At 63.2% G+C, this 23,010-nt stretch carries 25 protein-coding genes; 12 read left to right on the top strand and 13 right to left on the bottom strand.

Annotated elements, in window-relative coordinates; translation table 11 throughout:
• Positions 1–11 precede the first annotated feature (11 nt).
• The 3 genes from I554_RS0110920 to I554_RS0110910 all read left to right on the top strand — a co-directional run bounded on the left by I554_RS0110920 (position 12) and on the right by I554_RS0110910 (position 2,512).
• Positions 12–1,280 (top strand): adenylate/guanylate cyclase domain-containing protein, encoded by a 1,269-nt coding sequence (locus tag I554_RS0110920; RefSeq protein ID WP_024575584.1) that lies wholly within the window; start codon positions 12–14, stop codon positions 1,278–1,280.
• 43 nt (positions 1,281–1,323) lie between these two features.
• A complete protein-coding gene (locus I554_RS0110915) occupies positions 1,324–1,644 on the top strand; it encodes a cytochrome c (RefSeq protein WP_024575583.1) in 321 nt (106 codons plus the stop codon).
• A 64-nt stretch (positions 1,645–1,708) separates the two neighbouring features.
• Positions 1,709–2,512: an FkbM family methyltransferase gene (locus I554_RS0110910; protein ID WP_024575582.1), complete on the top strand. Its 804-nt coding sequence runs from the start codon at positions 1,709–1,711 to the stop codon at positions 2,510–2,512.
• A gap of 81 nt (positions 2,513–2,593) precedes the next feature.
• Here the strand turns inward: I554_RS0110910 and I554_RS0110905 are convergent, their stop codons facing one another.
• Positions 2,594–2,971: an MAPEG family protein gene (locus I554_RS0110905; protein ID WP_024575581.1), complete on the bottom strand. Its 378-nt coding sequence runs from the start codon at positions 2,969–2,971 to the stop codon at positions 2,594–2,596.
• A 157-nt stretch (positions 2,972–3,128) separates the two neighbouring features.
• On the opposite strand from I554_RS0110905, the gene I554_RS0110900 reads away from it, so the two are divergent.
• Both I554_RS0110900 and I554_RS0110895 read left to right on the top strand, forming a co-directional pair.
• A complete protein-coding gene (locus tag I554_RS0110900) occupies positions 3,129–3,608 on the top strand; it encodes a pyridoxamine 5'-phosphate oxidase family protein (protein WP_024575580.1) in 480 nt (159 codons plus the stop codon).
• The gene (locus I554_RS0110895) at positions 3,605–3,817 is read left to right on the top strand and encodes a hypothetical protein (RefSeq protein ID WP_024575579.1); all 213 of its coding nucleotides are present in this window, start codon (positions 3,605–3,607) and stop codon (positions 3,815–3,817) included. Before I554_RS0110900 ends, I554_RS0110895 begins: the two co-directional genes overlap by 4 nt.
• Positions 3,818–4,002: 185 nt before the next feature.
• Here I554_RS0110895 and I554_RS27580 read toward each other — a convergent pair whose 3' ends face one another.
• Positions 4,003–4,164 carry a hypothetical protein gene (locus I554_RS27580; protein ID WP_244432741.1) on the bottom strand — a complete coding sequence of 54 codons (162 nt, stop codon included), beginning with the start codon at positions 4,162–4,164 and terminating at the stop codon, positions 4,003–4,005.
• Positions 4,161–4,658, bottom strand: a complete 498-nt coding sequence (locus tag I554_RS27775; RefSeq protein WP_051358646.1) for a hypothetical protein — start codon at positions 4,656–4,658, stop codon at positions 4,161–4,163. Before I554_RS27775 ends, I554_RS27580 begins: the two co-directional genes overlap by 4 nt.
• A 38-nt stretch (positions 4,659–4,696) precedes the next feature.
• Here I554_RS27775 and I554_RS26330 point away from each other — a divergent pair, with 38 nt between their 5' ends.
• Positions 4,697–6,031, top strand: a complete 1,335-nt coding sequence (locus tag I554_RS26330) for an OmpA family protein (RefSeq protein WP_343205827.1) — start codon at positions 4,697–4,699, stop codon at positions 6,029–6,031.
• Positions 6,032–6,098: 67 nt separating this feature from the next.
• On the opposite strand, the gene I554_RS0110880 is transcribed toward I554_RS26330, so the two are convergent.
• The 3 genes from I554_RS0110880 to I554_RS0110865 form a co-directional block, all read right to left on the bottom strand.
• Positions 6,099–7,856 (bottom strand): alkaline phosphatase, encoded by a 1,758-nt coding sequence (locus I554_RS0110880; protein WP_024575575.1) that lies wholly within the window; start codon positions 7,854–7,856, stop codon positions 6,099–6,101.
• Between the two features lie 152 nt (positions 7,857–8,008).
• Complete coding sequence (gene argG / locus I554_RS0110875; protein WP_024575574.1) at positions 8,009–9,346, bottom strand: argininosuccinate synthase; 1,338 nt, start codon at positions 9,344–9,346, stop codon at positions 8,009–8,011.
• A gap of 256 nt (positions 9,347–9,602) precedes the next feature.
• Positions 9,603–10,430 carry a phosphatase PAP2 family protein gene (locus I554_RS0110865; protein ID WP_024575572.1) on the bottom strand — a complete coding sequence of 276 codons (828 nt, stop codon included), beginning with the start codon at positions 10,428–10,430 and terminating at the stop codon, positions 9,603–9,605.
• A 130-nt stretch (positions 10,431–10,560) separates the two neighbouring features.
• On the opposite strand from I554_RS0110865, the gene I554_RS0110860 reads away from it, so the two are divergent.
• A complete protein-coding gene (locus I554_RS0110860) occupies positions 10,561–11,160 on the top strand; it encodes a 2-hydroxychromene-2-carboxylate isomerase (protein WP_024575571.1) in 600 nt (199 codons plus the stop codon).
• Between the two features lie 100 nt (positions 11,161–11,260).
• Here I554_RS0110860 and I554_RS0110855 read toward each other — a convergent pair whose 3' ends face one another.
• The 3 genes from I554_RS0110855 to I554_RS0110845 all read right to left on the bottom strand — a co-directional run bounded on the left by I554_RS0110855 (position 11,261) and on the right by I554_RS0110845 (position 13,893).
• The gene (locus tag I554_RS0110855; protein ID WP_024575570.1) at positions 11,261–11,731 is read right to left on the bottom strand and encodes a hypothetical protein; all 471 of its coding nucleotides are present in this window, start codon (positions 11,729–11,731) and stop codon (positions 11,261–11,263) included.
• 184 nt (positions 11,732–11,915) lie between these two features.
• Positions 11,916–13,130 carry a 23S rRNA (adenine(2503)-C(2))-methyltransferase RlmN gene (gene rlmN / locus I554_RS0110850; RefSeq protein WP_024575569.1) on the bottom strand — a complete coding sequence of 405 codons (1,215 nt, stop codon included), beginning with the start codon at positions 13,128–13,130 and terminating at the stop codon, positions 11,916–11,918.
• Positions 13,131–13,254: 124 nt separating this feature from the next.
• Entirely contained in the window at positions 13,255–13,893 is a 639-nt protein-coding gene (locus tag I554_RS0110845; RefSeq protein ID WP_029659418.1) for an invasion associated locus B family protein, read from the bottom strand.
• Positions 13,894–14,200: 307 nt separating this feature from the next.
• On the opposite strand from I554_RS0110845, the gene I554_RS0110840 reads away from it, so the two are divergent.
• Positions 14,201–15,175 carry an NADPH:quinone oxidoreductase family protein gene (locus I554_RS0110840; RefSeq protein WP_024575567.1) on the top strand — a complete coding sequence of 325 codons (975 nt, stop codon included), beginning with the start codon at positions 14,201–14,203 and terminating at the stop codon, positions 15,173–15,175.
• Positions 15,176–15,292: 117 nt separating this feature from the next.
• Here I554_RS0110840 and I554_RS0110835 read toward each other — a convergent pair whose 3' ends face one another.
• Together I554_RS0110835 and I554_RS0110830 are read right to left on the bottom strand one after the other, a co-directional pair.
• Positions 15,293–15,670 carry a YkvA family protein gene (locus tag I554_RS0110835; RefSeq protein WP_024575566.1) on the bottom strand — a complete coding sequence of 126 codons (378 nt, stop codon included), beginning with the start codon at positions 15,668–15,670 and terminating at the stop codon, positions 15,293–15,295.
• A gap of 110 nt (positions 15,671–15,780) precedes the next feature.
• Positions 15,781–16,074, bottom strand: a complete 294-nt coding sequence (locus I554_RS0110830; RefSeq protein WP_024575565.1) for a 4a-hydroxytetrahydrobiopterin dehydratase — start codon at positions 16,072–16,074, stop codon at positions 15,781–15,783.
• Between the two features lie 190 nt (positions 16,075–16,264).
• Here I554_RS0110830 and I554_RS0110825 point away from each other — a divergent pair, with 190 nt between their 5' ends.
• Entirely contained in the window at positions 16,265–17,680 is a 1,416-nt protein-coding gene (locus I554_RS0110825) for a TAXI family TRAP transporter solute-binding subunit (protein WP_024575564.1), read from the top strand.
• Between the two features lie 10 nt (positions 17,681–17,690).
• Here the strand turns inward: I554_RS0110825 and I554_RS0110820 are convergent, their stop codons facing one another.
• Positions 17,691–18,110 (bottom strand): response regulator, encoded by a 420-nt coding sequence (locus I554_RS0110820; protein WP_024575563.1) that lies wholly within the window; start codon positions 18,108–18,110, stop codon positions 17,691–17,693.
• Between the two features lie 175 nt (positions 18,111–18,285).
• Here I554_RS0110820 and I554_RS0110815 point away from each other — a divergent pair, with 175 nt between their 5' ends.
• The 3 genes from I554_RS0110815 to I554_RS0110805 all read left to right on the top strand — a co-directional run bounded on the left by I554_RS0110815 (position 18,286) and on the right by I554_RS0110805 (position 22,589).
• A complete protein-coding gene (locus I554_RS0110815; protein WP_024575562.1) occupies positions 18,286–19,038 on the top strand; it encodes a Crp/Fnr family transcriptional regulator in 753 nt (250 codons plus the stop codon).
• Between the two features lie 282 nt (positions 19,039–19,320).
• Entirely contained in the window at positions 19,321–21,144 is a 1,824-nt protein-coding gene (gene typA, locus I554_RS0110810) for a translational GTPase TypA (protein ID WP_024575561.1), read from the top strand.
• A 203-nt stretch (positions 21,145–21,347) separates the two neighbouring features.
• Positions 21,348–22,589 (top strand): NAD(P)/FAD-dependent oxidoreductase, encoded by a 1,242-nt coding sequence (locus I554_RS0110805; RefSeq protein WP_024576874.1) that lies wholly within the window; start codon positions 21,348–21,350, stop codon positions 22,587–22,589.
• A 1-nt stretch (position 22,590) separates the two neighbouring features.
• Here I554_RS0110805 and I554_RS0110800 read toward each other — a convergent pair whose 3' ends face one another.
• Positions 22,591–23,007, bottom strand: a complete 417-nt coding sequence (locus tag I554_RS0110800) for a DCC1-like thiol-disulfide oxidoreductase family protein (protein ID WP_024576873.1) — start codon at positions 23,005–23,007, stop codon at positions 22,591–22,593.
• Positions 23,008–23,010 lie beyond the last annotated feature (3 nt).

Genomic DNA, 23,010 nt, shown 5'->3' with positions numbered 1-23,010 from the left:
GATGAATCCGTATGGATTTATCGTCCCGCCTCGACATCATGAACTGGCTGGCCGGCGCCGGCCTCGCCGGCGTTGCTGAAACGGACCTCGTACGCGGGTTCTGCGAACGCAGCAGGGCCGCAGGGCTGGAGCTGTCGCGCGGCCTCGTATTCATCGACACGCTGCATCCGGTTTTCGAGGGCCAGGGTTTCCGCTGGAGCGACATCGAATCGAACGAGAGCGACACCTTCGAGTATGGCTCGACCAGCGAAGGTGAGGCCGCCGAAAACTGGCAGCGTTCGCCGTTCTACGCGATGCTTCAGAACGGGCAGACAGAAATGCGCATCGGCCATACCGATGACCATTTCAAGATGACGTCGAAACTTATTGGTGACGGTCACAGGCACTTCGCGACGTTCATTCACCGCTTCGGCGAGACCGGCATCATCGGCGAGATGGACTGCGTCTATTCCATCTGGTGCATGCGCCGCCACGACGGCTTCGATGAATCCGCGATGGACGCAATGCGTGAACTCGTCCCGGTGCTGGGCCTTGCGATAAAATCGGCCGCGCATGCCCGGATTGCCCGCACCATCGGTCACGTCTATCTCGGCCGCGATGCCGCCGAGCGCGTGCTGAGCGGGCGTATTTCACGCGGCGTCGCCGACCGCATCAATGCGGTGCTGTGGTTTTCGGACCTGCGCGGGTCGACCCGCCTCGGCGAAGGGATGGACCCTGCCGAGTTCATTCCCTTTCTCAACGACTATGCCGGCGCGGCCATTGACGCCATTCACGATGAAGGCGGCGACGTTCTCAAGCTGATCGGCGATGGCGTGCTGGCGATCTTCAATGAGGACGACATGGGCGCGGCGCGCCGCGCGGCATTGCGCGCGGAAAACCAGTTCAGAAAGAACATCCAGGTTCTCAACGAGCGGCGCGCATCCGAGAACAGGCCGGTCACCTCGGCCTATGTGGGCCTGCATGTCGGTGAGGTTTTCTACGGCAACATCGGCAGCGAGGAGCGGCTCGACTTCACCGTGGTCGGACCGGCGGTGAACGAGGTCAGCCGCATCGCATCGATGTGCCGCTCGGTCGAACGGGAGCTTCTTGTGTCCTCGGCGTTTTTCGACGGCCTCGATGCGCCGGGCAATGGACATTTCGTTTCGACCGGGCGCTATGCACTGCGCGGCATCGGACGCGCGCAGGAACTGTACACCATCGATCCCGGCATCAGGTCCGATGGACAGGCCGCGAGCCGGTTCGAGCGGTATCTGCAGGATCGCAAGCGCCCGGCGGGTTGATGCAGGTCAACGCACTTTCGCGCAGAAGCTCCAGCATGGATGCATGCCCGTCGCCCTGATTCTGAGTTTTGCGCTGTTCGCCTTTGCGATGACGAGTTCGGCCATGGCCGCCTCGCCCGCCGAACTGCGCGGACGCGCCTTCGCGCAGACCAACTGTGCGCGCTGTCATTCGATCGATCGCCATACGCCGAGCCCCCTCGCGATCGCTCCGCCGTTCAGGACGCTGCCCAAGAAGTATCCCCTCGATACGCTCTCGGAAGCCTTTGCCGAAGGCATCGATACCGGCCATCCCACCATGCCGGTGTTCACGCTTGAGCCCGATCAGATCAACGATCTGCTGTCCTTCCTGAAAAGCCTGAAATAGCTCGGGACAGCGATCTCGCCGGATCGGTCTTGAAACGGCGGGGCAGGTGCGCGATGACTGGCGCATGAGCGACGATCAGAAGCCTTTCGGCACCTATGCCCCCAACGCCCTGCAACGCGCGGTGATCGCGGCCGCGCACGGCTCCGGCCTCAAGCGCGGCGCGTTCCGGCCATGGCTGTCGCGGATTGTGCATCTGTTCGGCTCCGGGCCGATCGACGCCAGCTATCAGGGCGCATCGTTCCGGCTGCATCATCTGGCGAGCGGCACCGAGCGCGGCGCGCTGTTCAATCCGGACTACAACCTTCCGGAGCTGGACTTCCTCCGCGAACATGCGCCGCGCGGCGGCACCTTTGTCGATGTCGGCGCCAATGTCGGCACCTACGCGGTGGCGCTGGCGAAGCATGTCGGCGAGCGCGGACGCGTGATCGCCATCGAGCCGCATCCGGTGAGCAATGCGCGGCTCGCCTTCAACGCGAGCGCCTCGAAGCTGACCAATCTCACATTGGTCAAGGCGGCTGCCGGCGACATCGACGGCGAACTGATGATCGAGACCGACGGCGACAATCTCGGCGCCAGCCACATCTCCACCACCGGCGGCATCAAGGTGCCGGCGCATCGCCTGCTGACAATCCTGCGCGACGCCAATGTGACGCAGATCGACGCTCTCAAGATCGACGTCGAAGGCTATGAGGACCGCGTGCTGACGCCGTTTTTCCGCGAGGCCCCGGAATCGCTGTGGCCGAAGGCCGTCGCCATCGAGCATCTCGAGCGCAAGGAATGGCTGCACGATTGCATCAAGGACATGACCGGCCTCGGCTACGGCATTGCCGGCAAGACCCGCAGCAACACCCTGCTGGTGCGGAGATAGGGGAGTCTCTCATCGCCATTGCGAGGAGCTTTTGCGACGAAGCAATGACGACGGGTCGATCAACCCCTTATTGAATCATCCTTATCTGAAAACGGGCAGCACGAAGATCGCGACATTGACCGCCATTCCCACGGCGAACACCATCGAGCGCGCGGTGGGCTGATTGAAGATGTACAGCAGCGCGTGGGCAATGCGCAGCACGATGTACAGCACCGCGAGCACGTTCACCAGATAGACCGGCGCACCCATGGTGAGCGCAATGATCACCGAGACCGCAAAGAACGGAAACGTCTCCAGCGCGTTCTGATGCGCCGCATAGGCGCGGCGGTTTCTCGGCGGAAGGTTGTCATAGTCCTCGCGCGGATACCGATTGTCGCTCTCGACGCCCCGCTTGGCGTATTTGCCCAGCACATAGGGCAGCAGCGCGGCGATCAGGACGCACCAGTAGGCGAGCGGCATCGGAATCCCCCGGATATCTGTTCCGCTATCTCCGTGGGTTCACGTCCCGCTGTCAATACGCGGGAACCCGCTGTCTTCGCATTGTCCGCAACGGAACATAGCTTTGCTCCGTTCGTTGCGTTTGTTGAACAGGCTTGTGATTCAGGGAGTTTTGGGAATGGCAGCGACAGACGACACGGCCCGCGTATGGGATCTTGCGGAGAAAATTTCGGTTGCCATGCTGGCGACATGGGACGGCCAAAATCCGCATGCGCGGCCGATGAGCGCGCATATCGCGCGCGAGGAGAACGCGTTTTATTTTCTGGCGGACAAACGTCATCACAAGGACGAGGACATCAGGAAATTTCCGACCGTGTGCCTCGCCTTCGCCGATGCCAGCGACCACAAGTACGTATCCATTTCAGGTGAAGCTTCGGTCTCCAGCGATCGCGCCAAGATCAAGGAGCTGTGGACCGCGTGGGCAAAGGCCTGGTGGGAGTCCCCCGACGATCCGAACGTCTGCGTGCTGAAGGTCGTGCCGACCGAAGCTCAGTACTGGGACACGCCCGGCAAGGTGATCAGTTCGATCAAGATGGCTGTCGCTGCCGCGACAGGCGGCCGTCCCGACATCGGCGAAAACCGCAAGGTCGCAATGTGACAAAGCGATTTTCTCAGATCCCCGGCGAGCCGCAGGAGGTTCCGCCCGCGACGCCGGGGACGCCCACCGCGCCTCCGGTGGAAAATCCGACCGGCAACCCGCGCCCCGGAGTGCCGCCGCCGATGCACGATCCGGTCGAGCCGGACGCGCCGCGCGAGCTTCCTCCGAACGCGCGGGACGAGGCGCCGGTGAAAACGCCGCAGCGTTGATCTGCGGCACAGCTTGTGGTGCACCGCAACTGTGCTTGGCAGATACGTATTTTGCAGTGGCAGATTCGAAGCGTATCTTAACGTCCATTCATTCTCGGCGAGCCGATTCGCCGTGTGATGTGAAATAGTTCCAAGCGTTCTGGCTTCGCCACATTACCGCCTAATCACTAATCACTGATCGTTACTCACTTCGTTGCGACGGGCGACAGCTTCACCGCTGCTTTACTTTCTTCACACCCCAGAGGACTCATGAAGAACATTCGACTCATCCTGCTGACGACGACAGCGATCGCTGCGATCCAGCTTTCGCAAGCACCGGCGCATGCCGAGACATCGTCGATCGTCATCGCACAGGCCGCACCCGCGCCTGCAGACCCGAATGCACCGAAGGCCCCGCCGAAGGCAGCTCCACCCGCGCCTCCGAAGGCTGCACCGGCACCGCCGCCGGCCCCGCCGAAGGCCGCACCGCCTCCGCCACCCGCTCCGCCGCGAGCCGCTCCTCCGCCGCCGCCGGCACCGCCGCGCGCTGCGCCTCCGCCGCCGCCAGCTCCGCCGAAGGCAGCTCCGCCTCCGCCACCCGCACCTCCGAAGGCAGCACCACCGCCGCCGCCACCTCCGGCTGCACCCAAGGCTGCGCCGACGCCGCCTCCCGCCGCACCGAAAGCGGCACCTCCTCCGCCGCCACCTGCGGCAGCGCCGAAGGCTGCGCCAACCCCACCGCCTGCACCAACCGCTCCTCCGGCTGCACGCCCGGCAACGCCGCCTCCACCAGCTCCAGGCGCTGCACCGGCACCATCGACCACAACGCCTCCAGCCGGGGCGCCTTCAACTGCGCCTGCACCTCAGCGTCCGCCGGGTGCGCCTCCGGTTGCGCCGGGCATGCGTGATGTCACGCCGACGCGTCCTGAAGGTGCGCGCCCGCCAGCGCCCGGCACACCACCGGCACCGGGAACACCTCCTGCTGCAACGGCTCCTGCAACGCCACCCGCAACACCGGGAGCAACGCCTCCTGCCACACCGGGCGCGACACCGCCTGCGACGCCAGGCGCAGCACCTGCACCCGGCCAGCCGCCAGCGCCGGGACAGCCGGGCTTCGGCGATCGCCGCGGCCAGCGTCAGGGTCCGCCTCCGGGTCTTCCCGCCGGCACGCCCGCCGCACCGGCCACGGCTCCCGTCGCCGCGCCGCTGCCTCCTCCACCGGCGATTCAGGCCACGCCGATTCCGGTCCAGCAGCCCGGCATGCGTCCGGTCGGACGTATCGATGACTTCCGCAGCCAGCGTCAGCAGACCACGGAAGGCGGCCGCACGATTATTCGCGAACCTGGACGCGTCATCGTTCAGGATCCGAACGGACAGTCCTTCGTCCGTCACAACGACGTCGATCGTTTCCGTTACGGCGCGCGCGACGTGCGCGTGACGCGTGACGGCAACGACACGCGGACTGTCGTGGTGCGGCCCGACGGCACGCAGATCATCACGGTCAACGACCGCGACGGCCGGTTGCTCAGGCGCATCCGCCGCGACGAACGCGGACGCGAGGTGATCATCATCGACAACCGGCGCGGACCCGGTTTCGGCGCCGGTCTCGCCGCCGGTGTGGTTGCCGGCGCCATCGGCGGCTACTTCGTGTCACTGCCGCCGCCGGTCCTGCGCATTCCGGAGAACCGCTACATCGTCGAAGCGGAGGATGCGCCGCCGGATGTGATCTATGACACGCTGATGGCGCCTCCGGTGGAGCGCATCGAGCGGCCCTACTCGCTCGATGAAATCCGCTACAGCCCCTCGGTGCGCCAGCGCATGCCGAGCATCGACGTCGACAGCATCAACTTCGAGACCGGATCGTGGGAAATCCCGCCGGATCAGGCCGCGAAGCTGCAGGTGATTGCCGACGGCATCAACCGCGCCATCCAACGCAATCCGCAGACGGTGTTCCTGATCGAGGGCCACACCGATGCGGTCGGCAGCGACGTCGACAACCTGTCGCTGTCGGATCGCCGCGCCGAATCGGCGGCCACGCTGCTGACCCAGCAGTTCAACGTGCCTGCGGAAAACCTGACGTCGCAGGGTTACGGCGAACAGTACCTGAAGGTGCCGACGGACGGACCGGAGCGGCGCAACCGCCGCGTCACCATCCGCAACATCACGCCGCTGCTCAACGGCGGCCAGGCCTCGCTGCCGGCCCCGCCGGCAGGCACCGCGCCGCCGCGGCGCTAAGGCAAGGCGAGTCGAAAAAGAAAACGGCCGGGACAATGTCCCGGCCGTATTTGTTTGTCGTGCATGTTTATTGCTTCGGTTCCGCAAGCCCCAGCGCATCGGCAATCACGCGAAAGACCTCGGTGTTGTCCATCGAGCCGCGCACCCGATCGCTGCCGGGGCCTGTCGCTGTGAGAATGACGTCCTCGCCGGAGTGAACGCTGGCGCCCATCATCGCCGGCAGGTTGCCGAGCCGCAGCACCGCGCCAGGCAGATCCTTGTGCTTGTCGTTGGCCTTGTAGGTGTTGGGCTCGTCGGCCTTCTGCGTCGGCTCGTTCGGATGATCGAGCTTGGGCCGCATCGTCTCGTAGTGATCGGGCAAGCTCGCCGAGAAGATCGCCAGACGCCGGCTGACATCGATCCGCGCGGGATAACCCTCCGCGTCCGGCGCGGGATAGTTCGGGAAGCCCGCCTTGTCGTAGACACCGATCCGCTCGCGCAGCGGCGCGTTCGGAATCGTGCTCATGTCGTCATTGACGGTGCCGACAAGACCGTTGGGGTGGTTGTGATCGGCCACCACCAGGATCAACGTCTCGTCGCCGTTGCGCTGCGACCAGTCGCGTGCAAGCCGGACCGCGTTGTCGAGCATGATGGTGTCGTACACCGCGCGGTCGAAATCGAGCGCATGGGCATATTTATCGATCAGACCCGACTCGACCATCAGGAAAAACCCGTTCTCGTTCTTCGCCAGCACATCGAGGGCGACCTGCACCTGCTGCGTCAGGTCAGGCTGGTCCGGCGATTTCGCAACGCCGCCGCCCTTGAGGAATTTGCGGTCCAGCACGCCGTCCATGTTGCCCAGCGCAAACAGGCCGAGCAGCTTGCGCGTATCAGCCTTGTTCGCCGCGGCGGCGAGTTCGGCGGCGGTCGCCGCATAGGCATAACCGGCCTCCTTGAATTTCGCGACATAGTCGGTCTCATCCGCGCGCTTCGAGCCCGGCGCGCCCTTCGGCAGGAAGTTCGCCATGCCGCCGCCCATCAGCACATCCGGTTTCGCGGCGAAGTACTGATCGACGATGTCGTTATAGGTCAGGCGGCGGCGGGTATGCGCGATCATTGCCGCTGGCGTCGCGTCCTCGACCTCGGTGTTGGTGACAATGCCGATGGCCAGATCGAGCTTGCGCCGCGCGAGGCTGGTGATGGTTTCCACACGCGGATCGTCGAACGGATTCGCCGTCCGGTCGGCATAGACGCCCATGGCGTTCACCGCGGTCTTGTGACCGGTCGCGAATGCGCTCGCCGCATTGGCCGAGTCGGTGATAATCGAATCCGAGCCCGCCGTCGCCACCATCGCCATATGCGGCATGTCGTCCATCGCCAGCTTGCCGAGGCTTTTGCCTTCCGCGATGCCCTTCGACAGCAGCCGCGCCGCCACGCGATGCGCGGGCGACAAACCGTCGCCGATAAAGAGGATCACGTTTTTCGCCTTGCGCGGGGGCGTGTCGTAGACGGTCCATAAGACCGTGCGGCTGCGTGTGCCGTCGCTGGCCTCCACCGTGTAGCGGCCCGGTTTCGCCAGCGTGACATCGCGCAGGATCAGTGCGGACTGATCCTTGCCGTCTTCGCGCTCCATGTAGGCCGCAGGCTTGCCGAAGGCGGCGGCATGATCCTCGCCGTTGACAGTGACCCTGACGGCAGCAGCATCGACACGATCGGGAAACTCGACCTTGAAGTCGAATTTTGCACCCGCAAGGATGTCCGCGCGGTCGATCGGGTAAATCGTCTGCGCAATCGCGCCGTGGGTGAAGGCAATCGCAACTGCTGCGGCGAGGATCAAATATCTCATAAAGGTTTCCACATATGCGCCAGGGCGCGAGCGCGGAAATTATGAGCGCAGGATGACGGTTTGACTACAGGGTGCGGCAAAATGAAAGGGCGGACCTTGCGGTCCGCCCTCATGAACTTTCAGATGCGCGGGGCCAGAGCCCAAATTCCGTTTCAGCTCTTGTCGCTGTCGAGCTTCGGGATGTGAGAGCCCTCTCCGGCCGACAGCAAGCCCGTCTTGGTGTAGAGATCCAGCTTGCGGCGCGTGTCGGAAATATCGAGATTGCGCATGGTCAGCTGGCCGATGCGGTCGCCCGGCGTGAACGCCGCATCCTCGACCTTCTCCATGCTGAGCCGTTCCGGCGCATAGGTGAGGTTCGGACTTTCGGTGTTCAGGATCGAGTAGTCGTTGCCGCGGCGCAGTTCGAGCGTCACCTCGCCGGTGATCGCGCGTGCGACCCAGCGCTGCGCGGTTTCGCGCAGCATCAGGGCCTGTGAGTCGAACCAGCGCCCCTGATACAGCAACCGGCCAAGCCGCATGCCGCTGATCCGGTATTGCTCGATGGTGTCTTCGTTGTGGATGCCGGTAACGAGACGCTCATAGGCGATGTGCAGCAGCGCCATGCCGGGCGCCTCGTAGATGCCGCGGCTCTTCGCCTCGATGATGCGGTTCTCGATCTGGTCGCTCATGCCGAGGCCATGGCGGCCGCCGATGGCATTGGCCTCATAGAACAGCGCGACAGGATCGGCGAAGGTCTGACCGTTCAGCGCAACCGGCTGGCCTTCCACGAAACGTACCGAAACCTTTTCAGCCTTGACGGCGCAGTCGTCACGCCAGAACGGCACGCCCATGATCGGGTTGACGATCTTGATGCCGGTGTCGAGGTGTTCGAGATCCTTGGCCTCGTGCGTCGCGCCGAGCAGATTGCTGTCGGTCGAGTACGCCTTCTCGGCGCTCATCTTGTAGGCGAAGCCGGCGGACTTCATGAAGGCCGACATTTCCGCACGGCCACCCAGTTCGTCGATGAACTGCTGATCGAGCCATGGCTTGTAGATCTTGAGGTCCGGATTGGTCAGCAGTCCGTAGCGATAGAACCGCTCGATATCGTTGCCCTTGTAGGTCGAGCCGTCGCCCCAGATGTTGACGCCGTCCTCCTTCATCGCGGAGACGAGCATCGTGCCGGTGACGGCACGGCCGAGCGGGGTGGTGTTGAAATACGCGATGCCGCCGGTCGAGACATGGAAGGCGCCCGATTGAATCGCGGCGATGCCTTCGTGAACCAGTTGCGTGCGGCAATCGACGAGGCGCGCTTTCTCGGCGCCGAACTCCATCGCCTTGCGCGGAATCTCGTCGTAGTCGGCCTCGTCCGGCTGGCCAAGGTTGGCGGTGTAGGCGAAGACGCGCGCGCCCTTCTGCTTCATCCAGAGCAGCGCGGCGCTGGTATCGAGCCCGCCGGAGAAAGCGATGCCGACATTTTCCCCCTTGGGAAGGCTCTTCAGAATCGTAGTCATGGGACTTCCCTTCGGGAGATTTCATTTGGGCGGTTTGGATGCACGGCTGACAAACCTCACCAGACCGGCTTCTATAGAAAGATTGGCGGACGATGGGAAGATGAGGCACAGAGCCTCAACAAACACAATCGTCATCACCGGGCTTGACCCGGTGATCCATCAAAACGTGAACTTATTCAAAAAGATGGATTGCCGGGTCAAGCCCGGCAATGACACGCAGGGAGCATTCACGCGCTGACCGGCCTCGGACGCTCCGCTAGGGCCGCAGAACAGGCGCTCCGCCGTCCGCAGCGGTCTCCGCGCCCGGCCTGATGCGCGGGGTCTCGCCGACGTCGCGGCCAAGCCGCTTCTGCCGCCAGCGATAGCCCGGCCATGCGAAGCGCGTCAGCCAGGCGTCGATGCCGTAGTCGGTCAGCCGCGTCGACGGCCAGCGGTAGATCACGGCATAGGCCAGCCAGATCACGATGAACGAGACCGTGCCGGAGAACAGCACGTCGGTCAGAAAATGTCCGCCGAAGGACATGCGAAGGCCGCCGGTGAGCACGCCGAACGCAGTCGCCGCGACATAGGCCAGCGGACGCCACTGCGGCGGCGTCAGCGCCGCGGGCGCATAGGTCCAGAATGCAGTCGCGCCCTCGCCGGAGAAGAACGAACAGTTCTTCGGGCATGCGCCGCGCGGGTCCCACCACGCCTTGAATTCAAGCGGCCCGTTGAACTCCGTCACCACTACTGGACGCGGACGGCCCCAGTAGCTTTTGAACACGATGTTCGACAGCACGATCGCCGTGAGCAGAATGGTGACGATCAGAAACACCATGGCGCGGCCGGAGATCATCAGCGGCTTCACCGGACGGATCAGCTTGACGACCAGCGACACCAGCGCGGGCATCACCAGACCCCACGCAATCCACATCGCGCCGTCGCGGGCGATCGCAGCCCACGTGCTGGATTTCAGCGGAAAGCTTTTGGTCGTCGCGTCGTAGAAGAATGCGGCAACTTTCAGATCGAGTTCGGGATAGAGGCCGAACAGCAATCCGAAAAACACCGAGATCGCGAGCGCGATGTAGAGTCCGGTCCGGTTCATGGCGGGGGTTTAGCCGAGCCGGCAGGGGAATAAAAGTGGCCACACGCCGCATTCCGGCGTCCTCCCCGATCCGTGCTAAACTCCAGAACGCCACCCAAAAACAAAATGAACCCGGGAGCGCTTCAAGACCATGCCCAAGCCCGTTCTGGACTTCTGGTTCGATTTCGCCTCGGTGTATTCGTTCCTGTCCGCGACGCGCATTGCGCCGCTGGCCGATGCCGCAGGTGTTCAGGTGCGGTGGCGGCCGTTTCTGCTCGGGCCGATTTTCGCCACACAAGGCATGGCGGATTCGCCGTTCAATCTGTTTCCGTTGCGCGGCAAGCACATGATCCGCGACGTGAAGCGCAGCGCGGACGAGATCGGCGTCGGCTTTCAATGGCCGGATGTGTTTCCGCAATCGGCGGTGCTGGCGAGCCGTGTCGCACTGGTGGGGCTGAAGGACACCTGGGGCGAAGACTTCAGCCGCGCGGCGTTCCACGCCGAATATGCCGAGAACCGGGTGATCTCGGAGCCACATGTGATCGCCGAGATCCTGACAAAACTGAAGGTGCCGGTGGATGCGACATTCGCCAGCGCGCAGGCCGACGAGATCAAGACGGAGCTGCGCGAACTGACGGCGGAAGCCCAGCGGCGCGAGTTCTTCGGCGCGCCGACCTTCACCACGCAGGACGGCGAACTGTTCTGGGGCAATGACCGCCTCGAGCAGGCGCTGCGCTGGGCGACGAAATAATTCCCGTCATTGCGAACGAAGCGAAGCAATCCAGTATCGGTATCAGTAAGAATTGGATTGCTTCGTCGCTGCGCTCCTCGCAATGACGAACGAATCCAGCTTACCGCGGCAGCGGCGGCAACGATGGCGGAGGCGGCGGCAACGCGCGCCACGCGCCGGCATTGCGGCCCGCGATCATCCAGTAGACCACGCCGCCGAGAATCCCCGCACCGACCATCACTTCGAGATGGCGGCGCACAATGCCGTTGAAGGTCATGTTCACGGTGTCGAACGGGATGAAGCCGAGATAGCAGAACAGTCCCGCGAGGCCGCCGATCACCGCATAGGCGAGGATGTGACGGATCGCAAAGGCTTCGGTGACCAGCGCGAGAATCAGCGCAGGCAGCAATGCGAAACCGCTGACCAGCACAAAGCCGAATCCGAGCACCATGTTGATGGCGCCCTGATCGATGTCGAGTGAGACATCGCTCATTTCCGGAAAGAAGATTGCCCACAGCACCACGATGCTGGCGACAAGGCACGCGGCGAGAAACCCGAAGAAGACAGCGAAGAAACGTCCGATCACGGCCATGAATCGCGTCCTTCTCGCCGAGAGCGATGCAAGGTTTGTTTGTCACCTCTCCCCTTGGGGGAGAGGTCGGCGCGTAGCGCCGGGTGAGGGGGTTCGGATCTTACGTCTGACATTTAGAGCCCCTCACCCCAACCCTCTCCCCCTCGGGGAGAGGGAGAACATCGGGGCCGTTGCAGCCTGATTCTCAATCCGTCATTGCCATGGCGCGGAGCGCCTGGCGTTCGCGCGCGGACAATTTCTCGGTTTCCGACTTGAGCTGTCCGCAGGCGGCAAGAATGTCGCGGCCGCGCGGAGTGCGCACCGGCGACGAATAGCCCGCGTTGAAAACGTACTCGGAGAATTTTTCGATCTGGTCCCAGTCCGAGCATTCATACTTCGTGCCGGGCCACGGATTGAACGGAATGAGATTGATCTTGGCCGGAATGCCCTTGAGCAGCTTCACCAGCAGCTTGGCGTCATCCAGCGAATCGTTGACGCCCTTCAGCATCACATATTCGAAGGTGATGCGGCGTGAGTTCGATGAGCCGGGATAGGCGCGGCAGGCGTCCAGCAGTTCCTTGATCGGATACTTCTTGTTGAGCGGCACCAGTTCGTTGCGCAGTTCGTCGCGCACTGCATGCAGCGAGATCGCCAGCATCACGCCGATCTCGTCGCCGGTGCGCGCGATGTTCGGCACCACGCCGGACGTCGAGAGCGTGATGCGGCGGCGGGAAATACCGATGCCTTCGTTATCGGACACGATCAGCAGCGCATCGCGCACGGCGTCGAAATTGTACAGCGGCTCACCCATGCCCATCATGACTACATTGGTGACGAGGCGGTTGCCGTTCGGCGTCTCACGGTCGATCCAGTCATTGAGGCGATCGCGCGCCACCATGACCTGTCCAACGATCTCCCCGGCGGTGAGATTGCGCACCAGCCGCTGGGTGCCGGTGTGACAGAACGAGCAGTTCAGCGTGCAGCCGACCTGCGATGACACGCACAGCGTGCCGCGGTCGGTTTCGGGAATGTAGACGCATTCGACTTCGTGCGGACGCTCGGAGGCGTGTCCGCTCGGCAAACGCAGCAGCCACTTGCGGGTGCCGTCGTTGGAAATCTGTTCGGCGACGACTTCAGGCCGGTCGACAGTGAAATGCTGTTCGAGCTCGGCCCGCATGTCCTTCGACACGTTGGTCATGTCGGCGAAGCTCCGTGCCCCGCGCACATACATCCAGTGCCAGAGCTGCTGCACGCGCATCTTGCGCTGCTTTTCCGCCACCCCGATCTCGCCGAGACGCTGCGCCAGTTCCTCGCGCGACAGCCCCACCAGCGAAGGCCTCAAAGGCGGCACGTAGGTTTCCAGCGCGGTTTTTTCGAGGACGCCTGATTCCAGAATGTTTGGCGCTTCGGTCATGGTCATATCGATACGTGTCTCGGGGAAATGGCCGCGGCACAGAACCGCTCGCACCGGAACCCGTGGTCCCGTGACCCGCTATATAGAGGCAATATCGGCTAAATGCGACCGTCTTTGCGGTATGCCGGGGCTACCGCCGGCACTCCTGCGCCAGCTTGTCCAGCGCCTGGGCGAGCCCTTTCAGCGGGAACGTGTCCGTGGTCTCGGTGCCCTTGGCGGAGGTGCCCTTCACGACGGCGTCCGCGCCCTTGCGCAGGGCGTCCACCAGCCGGTCTTCCTCGGCCGCATTCTTGATCCAGAGCCCGTCACCCTGCGAGTACATCGCAAAGCGCGAGCCGCCGACCTCGACCGAGCCTTCGGAGCCCGGCTTGAGCGCATAGCCGATCATGATCGACACTTCGTTCGACACCTTCTCCGCAGGCCGCGTCGAGATGAATGCATAGGATGGATCGCGCGGGCGGTTCGGCGGATTGGTTTTCGACGACGACGGCTTGGCGAGTGCGAAGCAGACCTTCTTGCCGTTCGGTGTCGCGGTGTAGGCGCCCCAGGTGCCGAACTGACCGATCAGTGACGGCTCGGCATTTCCGGCAGCGGCAGGCGCCGCGGGCTTTGCAGGTGCGGCGCTCTTGGGTGCAGCTTTCGCAGGCGCGGCTGCTTTCGGCGCGGGCTTGGCGGCTTTGGATTGCGCAGTTTGGGCCGACGCAGCATTTGCAAAGCCGACAACCGGCAGTGCTGCCACCAGAATTACCATCGCTCGCTGCAAGGACATCACCAAAACTGGTTCCTTCAATATTGTGACTGCAAGATGGCTCGCACTTGCGCGCGGACGTGCAATAGACCCCAAACCGCTTGTTGGAAAGTTAACCCACCACCGCTGCGCTTTGCCGCATCCGTCCGGGAGCATGTGAGCCATGGCCGGGATGGCGGCAGACCGCGCAGGTGTCTTTCCGAAAGCTCAGTGTTTCAAACATAGTTACATCCCGCAAGCATCATCGCCAGCCCGCAATTGCGATTGTAGGGCCGCGCCAAATCCGGCAAACAGTCCACCTGTTTCCATGAACTCTTCAGGTGTCTCGATGAAAGCCATTCTCTGCTCGGAATACTGCGGCCCCGACGATCTCGTGCTGAGCGATATTCCAGATCCGGTCGCGGGACCCGGCGAAGCAGTCATCGCCATCAAGGCAGCGGCACTGAATTTCTTCGACCTCCTGATGATTCAGGGCAAGTACCAGATCAAGCCGCCGTTTCCGTTTTCGCCCGCCGCTGAAATCGCCGGCGTTGTCGAGAGCGTCGGCGCGGGCGTGACCGATCTGAAGCCGGGCGACCGCGTCGCGGCGTCGTGCGGCTACAACGGTGCGCGGCAGAAGATCGCGATCCCCGCATCGCAGGCCGTGAAGATTCCCGACAACCTCGACTTCGACCGCGCCGCCGGCGTCATCGTGATTTACGGCACGGCGCTGCATGCGCTGGAAGATCGTGCCGACCCGAAGCCCGGCGAGACCCTCGTGGTATTCGGCGCGGCGGGCGGCGTCGGCCTTGCAGCCTGCGAACTCGGCAAGGTGCTGGGACTGAAGGTGATCGCCTGCGCCTCGAGCGACGAAAAACTCGAATTCGCCAAGAAGCACGGCGCGGACCTCACCATCAACTACGCCAAGGAAGACCTGAAGGACGCACTCAAGAAGGTTGGCGGCGAGAAGGGCATCGACATCGTGTTCGATCCGGTCGGCGGCAGCTATGCCGAGATCGGCGTGCGCTCGCTCGGCTGGAAGGGACGCTTCCTGGTGATCGGCTTCGCCGCCGGTGACATTCCGAAGATTCCGCTCAATCTCGCGCTGCTCAAGGGCTGCGACATTCGCGGCGTGTTCTGGGGCGCGCACATGAAGCGCGAACCGAAGCAGGGCCGCGCGGCTCTTGAGAAGCTGATGAAGTGGGCCGCCGAAGGGAAGATTTCATCCCACGTCGACAGCACCTTCCCGCTGGAGAAGACCACCGAAGCGCTCAAGGTGCTCGCCGAGCGCAAGGCCATGGGCAAGGTGATCCTGCATCCGTGATGTTCAACGCAAGGACGTGTCATGCGCGGGCTTGACCCGCGCATCCATCATTCTTCTTGAAAATTTTCAAAGGATGGATTGCCGGGTCAAGCCCGGCAATGACGACTCGCGATTAAATCACGCTTCTTGATCTTCCAGCCCGCGCGTCAGCGCCGCATGCGCCGCCTTGCGATGCTCCGGCGTGATGTGGCTCGACACCATGCGGATCGCGGTTGCCAGCACTGCGGCGTCGTCGGCGAAGCCGAGCACCGGCAGCATGTCGGGAAGGAAATCGAACGGCAGCACGAAATACGCGATCGCCCCGAGCAGCGCCGCCTGCACCTGGCGCGGCGTCTCGCGGTCGAACGCGCAGTAATACGCCGCAAGCAGATCCTCGGTGAACGGCAGGCTGCCCGCGACGCGTTTGATCTTGAGCCAGAACTTCCGGCGCACCCGCTCGGGATCTTTCGCGAGCTTTTCAGCCCGTTCAAAATGAGCCGTGTCGTCGGAGATCATGGTTCGAGTTCCCTCACCCGGCGCGGTGATCCGCGCCGCATACGTTACGTAGGAACTGCGGCCGCCGCCACAAGACGTCCTTGGGAGGCGTCATCCTGAGGTGCGCATCCTCACAGCCCCGCGATCCTGTCCATCGCCTCTGCCAGCTTGATATCGCGCGCAGTGACGCCACCCGCATCGTGGGTGGAGAGCACCACCTCGACGGTCCGGTAGACATTGCGCCATTCCGGATGGTGATCGCTCTTCTCGGCGACCAGCGCGGCGCGGGTCATGAAGCCGAACGCCTCGTTGAAATCCTTGAAAGTGAAGGTCCGCGCGATGGCGTCGCGGCCGGACACCTCCGACCAGCCCGTGAGCTTTGCCAGCGCCGCGCGCCGTTCATCTGCCGATAGCCGTTCAACCATGCGATCCTCCCATTCTCGAATATAACGGTTCCTTGAACATCTGCGCGAACGAGTTTCGCGCCGGCACCCCTTTTCCGGTGACAGTCACGGAAAAGCCGCTCTCGGGCCGCTAACCATGCTGAACTTGGAGCCTGCGAAAATACCGGCGATCTGGTATGATGCAGGCAGACGCCAGGAGGCGCGGTAACCCATGGGCTTCAGCGACATGTTTACCAGATCGATGGCGACGGAGGCGCCGCGGCCGCCGGGCTCCGCAACGCCCCGGCCGCACAAGATGAAGGCCATGCTGATTGTGGTCGCCGCCGTGCTGGCGACCGTCGCTGCCGTCGGCGGCGCGACCTATTGGATGAACCGCCCGATCCATCTGCGCATCGCGGTCGGCCCGCCCTACAGCGACGACGTCAAGGTCGTTCAGTCGATCGCACAAATCTTTTCGCGGGACCGGAAGTATATCCGGCTGCGTCCGATCATCACCGACGGGACATCCTCGAGCGCGGCAAGTCTGAATGCAGGCACCACCGACCTTGCGGTCATCCGCGGCGACATCGAACTGCCGAAGGACGCGCAGGCGATCGCCAGCATCCGCAAGAATTACGCGGTGCTGTGGGCGCTGAACGGAAGCAGCAAGAAGGGCGCCATCAAGAAGATCGAGCAGCTTGCCGGCAAGCGCATCGGCGTCATCGGCCGCACCCAGGCCAACGTCAATCTGCTGAAGGTCATTCTCACGCAGTCCGGCGTCGATCCCGCCAAGGTCCAGATCGTCCAGTTCACCACCACCGGATTTGCCGACGCGATCAAGAACGAAAAGCTCGACGCATTCCTCGCCGTCGGTCCGCTCAACAGCAAGATCACGGCCGATGCCGTTGCGGCCACAACGAAGGGCGGCAAGGAAGCCACCTTCCTGTCGGTGGAGACCGCTGACGCGATCGCGCAGAAGTATCCGGTCTATGAATCGGGCGAAATTCCTGCCGGATCGTTCGGCGCAAAGCCCGCACGGCCCGACGACAAGATCGACACCATCACGTTCGCCCATCATATCGTGGCGCGAAAATCGCTGTCGGAGGCCACCGCCGGCACGCTGACACGGCAGTTGTTCTCGGTCCGTCAGACCATCCAGAGCGAATTCCCGCAGACGGCGAAACTGGAAACGCCCGACACCGACAAGGACGCTGCAATCCCCGCGCATCCCGGCGCGGCCGCTTATGTCGACGGCGAGGAAAAAACCTTCCTCGACAGGTACAGCGATTACATCTGGGGCAGCCTGATGGCGCTGTCAGCGCTCGGCTCCGCCGGTGCGTGGTTCGCGAGCTACTGGCGCAAGGACGAGCGCGTCACCAACTCCAACCTGCGCGAGCGGTTGCTGGAAATGCTGACGACGGCGCGCAAGACCACGTCGATCGACGAGCTTGATGGCATGCAGGCCGAGGCCGACGAGATCATGCGCGAGACGCTGCACTGTTTCGAGGACGGCGCGATCGAGGAAGGATCGCTGACGGCGTTCAGCATCGCGCTCGAGCAGTTCCACAACGCGGTCGCGGATCGCAAGACGTTCCTGCTCGACATGGCGTCGAAAGATACGCGGCCGGCGCGTAGTCAGGTCGCCTGAGCGCGGCGCACTATGCCGGATCGCGCCACTTGCGCAATATCTCCAAAAGTTCTTCGCGCAGATAGGGTTTGCGCAGCACGGGATAGCGCCCGAACGCCGGCGGCACGCCCGCGGGGCCGGAATATCCGGTGACGAATGAAAATGGGATTTTCTGCCGCTTGAGCTGTTCTGCGACGGCGAAGCTTTTTTCCCGGATCAAGCCGACATCGAGCAACACAAAATCCGGCGCACGCTCGGCAATCAGCTTCAGGGCTCCGGTCACGTTGCGCGCGGTCCGCACCGAGGTCACGCCGAATCCGGTGATGGTTTCAGCGCAGTCCATTGCGATCAACGGATCGTCTTCGACCAGCAGAACATCCCTTGGCAGATCGGATTCTGGCAGATCAGCAGGACTTGCAGCCGCCGGCCCGCGGGGGTCGATCGAGTTCATGAGTCACGTCCGAGGATGGGTTGAGATACGTCCGCTGGGACCCCGGTCATGGCGCTAGAGAGCCGTCATTCCAGTTCCCGCATGGAACCGAACACATAATCACCCGTTGCGTCTGTGCACTTTTGAACACAGGCACGCCGGAACCTGCGCTACGATGACGCTTGGCGAGGGGACCATGACACGACAACTGGCAGCGGTCAGCGACGGCCGCCCATTCAACAATCTGCTCCGTCGGTTGAGCGCCGGAGATTTCGCGCTTATCGAACCATTCCTGGAACCCGCGGACGCCAAGGCGGACGACCTGCTCTACAATCCGGGCGACGACGTCCAGACCGTCTATTTTCCATGCGGTCCCAGTCTCGTCTCGTTCCTCGTGGCGAATGAAGACGGCCGCGATGTCGAGACCATTCTGGTCGGACGCGAAGGCGCGGTCGGCGGCATTGTCAGCCTGGGCTATCTGCCAGCCTACACGCGCATCACGGTCAAGGTCGCCGGCCCCTTCGTTCGGCTGCGGGTCGCAAAGCTCGATGCCGCCAAGACCCAATCCCCAACGCTGCGTTATCTTTTCGCGCGCTATGCCGACTGCATGCTGGCGCAGATCTTTCAGTCCACCGCCTGTAATGCGATCCATTCGATCGAGCAGCGCACCGCGAAATGGATCCTGTCGGCGCGGGAGCGGACCGGCGAGGACCTTGTTCCCCTCACCCACGAGCAGTTATCGACCATGCTCGGTGTGGGACGAAGCTACACCAGCCGTGTCATCCAGGCCTTCAAGGCGGAAGGCATTCTGGAGACCCGCCGCGGCGCGATCCTGATCCGCAACCCAGAGGCCCTGGCGGCCCGGTCATGTCTTTGCAACGACGCCGTCAAAGCTCATTTCGACGAAGTTCTGCGCGGGGTCTATCCGGACGAGACGAAGGCGACGTGATCGATCGATGGAGCCCCGTCATCGCTCTGTAACATTGCTGGATAGGGCCGATGTGGCCCTTTGCGGCATCAACCTTGACCCAAAAATGGACCGATAAAATGCCGCCCGGACCGTTGTTTTTCGGCGAATTCTGACTATATTGCGCCGCAATGAGTGCCCGTGTGCCCGGTTCTTTTGAACCGGGCACCGCGTTTTTTGGGCCCTGCGCGCACAATGACACATCGGACCTGCACTTGGCCGCCTCTGCGGCGCCGCGCCCCATAGCTGGAAGACCTGAGACACATGAATTTGCGAAACATCGCCATCATCGCCCACGTCGACCACGGCAAGACCACGCTCGTCGACAAGCTGCTCCAGCAATCCGGCACCTACCGCGAGAACCAGCGGCAGGTCGAGCGCGCGATGGATAGCAACGATATCGAACGCGAGCGCGGCATCACCATTCTGGCCAAGTGCACCTCGGTCGAGTGGGAAGACACCCGCATTAACATCGTCGACACGCCGGGCCACGCCGACTTCGGCGGCGAGGTCGAGCGCATCCTGTCGATGGTCGACGGCGTGATCGTTCTCGTCGACGCCGCCGAAGGCCCGATGCCGCAGACCAAATTCGTGGTCGGCAAGGCGCTCAAGCTCGGCCTCAAGCCGATCGTCGCGATCAACAAGGTGGATCGTCCCGACGCGCGCGTCACCGAAGTCGTCAACGAAGTGTTCGATCTGTTCGCTGCGCTCGACGCCACCGACGAACAGCTCGACTTCCCGATCCTGTACGGCTCCGGCAAGAACGGCTGGATGGGCAACAGCGAGACCGAGAACGACAAGGGCATGAAGCCGCTGTTCGATCTCGTCATCAAGCACGTCGCGCCGCCGGTGGTGGAAGAAGGTCCGTTCCGCCTGCTCGGCACCATTCTCGAAGCCAACCCCTATCTCGGCCGCATCATCACCGGCCGCGTCGCATCGGGTTCGGTGAAGCCGAACCAGTCGGTGAAGGTGCTGTCGCGTGACGGCAAGGTCGTTGAAACCGGCCGCATCACCAAGATCCTCGCGTTCCGCGGTCTCGAGCGCCAGCCGGTCGAACTCGCCGAAGCCGGCGACATCGTCGCCATCGCGGGCCTCACCAAGGGCACCGTCGCCGATACGTTCTGCGATCCCACGGTTGAGACGCCGATCCAGGCGCAGCCGATCGATCCGCCGACCGTGTCGATGTCGTTCATCGTCAACAACTCGCCGCTCGCCGGCACCGAAGGCGACAAGGTCACCAGCCGCCTGATCCGCGACCGCCTGCTCCGCGAAGCCGAAGGCAACGTCGCGCTGCGTGTGGTCGAAGCCGCCGACAAGGACTCGATGGAAGTCTCGGGCCGCGGCGAATTGCAGCTCGCGATCCTGATCGAGAACATGCGCCGCGAAGGCTTTGAACTCTCCGTGTCGCGTCCGCGCGTCGTGCTGACCAAGAACGAGAACGGCCAGATTCTGGAGCCTGTCGAGGAAGTCGTGATCGACGTGGACGAGGAATTCTCCGGCGTGGTCGTTCAGAAGATGAGCGAGCGCAAGGCCGAGATGATCGAGATGCGGCCGTCCGGCGGCAACCGCCTGCGTCTGGTGTTCTACGCGCCGACCCGCGGCCTGATCGGCTATCAGGGTGAACTGATGACCGACACGCGCGGCACGGCGATCATGAACCGCCTGTTCCACGACTACCTGCCGTACAAGGGTGAAATCCAGGGCCGCCGCAATGGCGTGCTGATCTCCAACGAGCAGGGCGAAGCCGTTGCCTACGCGATGTTCAAGCTGGAAGACCGCGGCCCGATGATGATCGAGCCGGGCTGGCGTGTGTATCGCGGCATGATCGTCGGTGAGCACACCCGCGAGAACGATCTCGAAATCAACGTGCTCAAGGGCAAGCAGCTCACCAACATCCGCACCACATCGAAGGATGAAGCGGTGCGCCTGACGCCGCCGATCCGCATGACACTGGAAAAGGCGCTGGCCTATATCGAGGATGATGAGCTGGTCGAGATCACGCCGAAGTCGATCCGCCTGCGCAAGCGCCACCTCGACCCGAACGAGCGCAAGCGCGCGGAAAAGTCCAAGGAAGCGCTGGTCGGCTAAGACCGACGCTCCGTGTTGCGATACTGTAACTAATTCGTCATGGCCGGGCTTGTCCCGGCCATCCACGTTTTGGTGAACCCTCCGCGGAAAAGCGGTATCTGTCTTGCGCATGCCATTGCCGTCTTATAGTTCGACGTCAGGCGAAGACGTGGATGGCCGGGACAAGCCCGGCCATGACGGTCTTTCCTGATCGAGCCGAGTGCATGACCCTTCCCTCCGATATCGATGTTGCGATCATCGGCGCCGGTGCGGCCGGCCTTGCTGCCGCGCGCACGCTGGAAAATTCGGGGCTGTCCGTTCTCGTCCTCGAAGCGCGCGAGCGCATCGGCGGACGCAGCCAGACCGTGATCCTGCCTGGCGACATCGTGTTCGATGTCGGCTGTGAATGGCTGCATTCCGCCGACAGAAATTCGTTCGTGACGATCGCGCGCGATCTCGGCTTCGAGATCAACGAGACGCGTCCGCGCTGGCGCGAGCAGAGTCTCAACGCCGGCTTTCCGCCGCAGACCCGCGAGGAATTCCTCGCGGCGATGGACGCCTTCGATGCCCGTGTCAGCGCGGCGTCCGATCTGCCGGACGATACGCCAGCCAGCAAATGGCTCGAACCCGGCAATCGCTGGAATGCGCAGATCGATGCGATCAGCACCTACATCAACGGCACCGAGCTTGATCGCGTCTCGACCTATGACTTCGATGCGTATGAAGACACCGGCATCAACTGGCGGGTGCGGCACGGCTATGGCGCGCTGATCGCCGCGTATGGCGCGCCATGTCCTGTGGCGCTGAACACGAAGGTGACGCTGATCGATCATTCCGGCGCGCGCATCAGGATCGAGACCTCGCAGGGAACGATCTCCACAGGCAAGGTGATCGTCACCGCACCGACCGACCTGATCGCCAATGAATCGATCCGCTTTCATCCCCCGCTGCCGGGCAAGGTGAGCGCTGCGGCGGGTCTGCCGCTCGGGCTCGCGGACAAGGTGATGCTGGCGCTGGACGATCCTGAATCGCTACCGAGCGACGGGCATCTCTATGGCGCGCTCGATCGTGTCGGTACCGGCAGCTATCATCTGCGTCCGATGGGCCAGCCCTGCATCTCGGGATTTTTCGGCGGCGCGTTCGCACGCAAGCTTGAGGATGCCGGAAGCGGCGCGCTCGCCGCGCAAGCCATCAATGAGCTGGTGATGCTGCTGGGGTCAGACTTTCGCCGCAAGCTGAGACCGCTTGCAGAAACCCGCTGGGCGCATGATCCGTTTGCACTCGGATCGTATTCACACGCGCTTCCCGGACATGCCGACGATCGCGCCGTGCTCGCCGCGCCGGTCGATGACCGGCTGTTCTTTGCGGGCGAAGCGACCTCACCGAACTTCTTCACCACCGCACACGGCGCGCAGGAGACGGGTGTGCGGGCGGCGGAAGAGGTGGTGGGCATCCCGCGCGCTTGACCTATTGCAGGACGCGGCTGCGCAACTCCTCGTCGCCCATGTAGCAAACATCGTACTTGCCGAAAATGCGGTAGCGGTTGCGAGCGATGAGATTGTAAATCGCATTGCGCAGGAATTTCGGCACCCGCACCAGCACGCGCGCCCAGCGCCATCCCGGCAGATGGCTCAACACGATCAACGCCGCATCGGACTTGAAGAATGCCGTTCCATCATACACGACCGCATTGGTGTCGGGATCTTCCGGATCGATCTGAAATACTGCAGCCAGCCTGCGTCCGTAGTCCGACTGGATCGCCGTGAAGCGGAATATCCTTACCGTGTCGCGCGCAGCGACAAAACGGACCCAGCGTGAACAAAATACGCAAACACCGTCATAGAGAATGACATTGTCGTCCGGCCACTGTGGCGGTTCGACCATGTG

Source organism: Afipia sp. OHSU_II-C1 (genome assembly GCF_000497575.1).
Taxonomy (GTDB): Bacteria; Pseudomonadota; Alphaproteobacteria; order Rhizobiales; family Xanthobacteraceae; genus Afipia.
This window is presented reverse-complemented; position numbering and strand designations above follow the sequence as displayed.